Origin of the sequence: Methylobacterium oryzihabitans, from assembly GCF_004004555.2 — a bacterium.
Lineage (GTDB): Bacteria > Pseudomonadota > Alphaproteobacteria > Rhizobiales > Beijerinckiaceae > Methylobacterium > Methylobacterium oryzihabitans.
In genome coordinates this window covers 1-1074 of record NZ_SACP01000077.1, presented here as the reverse complement: position 1 = coordinate 1074, position 1074 = coordinate 1, and the positions used below count along the sequence as shown (strand labels likewise).

The following is a 1074-nucleotide window of genomic DNA, read 5'->3' as shown; positions in this document are numbered from 1 at the left end:
AAATCCTCGTCCGAGATCGCCAGCGACGAGGCGACGAAGCCGGCCGCGTTGACCTGCCCCGTCCGGGTGATCGTCACGCCGTTGGGGTTGACCAGATACACCCGCCCGTTGGCGTTGAGCTGGCCGGCGATGGTCGAGGGCGTCGCGCCGGTCACCCGGTTGAGGATCGCCGCCCCGGCGTTCGGCTGGTGGATGTCGACCCGGTTCCCCTGGCCGACGGAAAAACCCTGCCAGTTGACGATCGCGGTCTGCGACGATTGCCGGATCGCCAGCGCGCCGCCGGCCGGCGTGCCGATGCTCACCCCGCCCGAGACCACCTGCCCGCCGGTCGGCAGGCTCTGGGCCGCCGCCGGGACGGCCCCGACCCCGACGAGCGCGGTCGAGGCGAGCAGGGCGGCGAGGCGGGGGCGGAGCGCGGGGGAGCGGGCCATGGCGGGGGTTCCGTCAGAACTGCAGCGCAAAGGTGAAGGTCAGGCGGGTGTCGTCGGGCAGGAGGTCGGAGCGCTCGGCCCGGCCGAGCTCGACCGAGGCCGCCGCGTTGGTGAAGCTGAGGCCGGGCGCCGCGGCGAGCCGCAGGCCCACGCCGTAGGCGCGCCCGCGCACCATCGCGCGCTCGAGCGCGGTCGGGCGCTGCTGGCGCGTCATCCCGACGGCGCCGAACAGGTAGGGAGCGATCACCACCGCGCCGGGGGTCTCGCCGTCCGGCGGCAGGCCGGTGCCGAGCTGGGCGGGGATCGACGGCAGCCCGAACGGCAGGGTGACCGGCACGACGAACGGCGCCTGCGCCTCGGCGCGCACCACGAACCCCTCGTCGCCCTGGAACAGGCCGGCATCGAAGGCCGACAGGCCCGACAGGCTGGCCAGCCCGATCTGCTCGGAGCGCGGCAGCGCCTGGTTGAACGCGCTCTGGGCGCGGGCGCGGACGTCGAGGGTGAGGTGCTCGGCCAGCGGCTGGGTGACGGCGAGCGCGGCTTCGAGCTTCTGGAACTCGGGCCGCACGCCCTGGCGCGAGAGCGGGGCGAGGCCCGAGCCGGGCGGGGGCGCGTCGCGGGCGCCGAGCCCGTCGAGGCCGAA

Annotated in this window: 1 protein-coding gene and 1 pseudogene; both read right to left on the bottom strand. The window is 75.6% G+C overall.

What is annotated here, in order from left to right; translation table 11 throughout:
* A partial coding sequence (locus EOE48_RS28415) for a two-partner secretion domain-containing protein (protein WP_127734224.1) occupies window positions 1–431 on the bottom strand: 431 nt, incomplete at its 3' end.
* 13 nt (window positions 432–444) lie between these two features.
* Window positions 445–1074 (bottom strand): annotated as a pseudogene (locus EOE48_RS29500) (ShlB/FhaC/HecB family hemolysin secretion/activation protein); the annotation flags it as partial.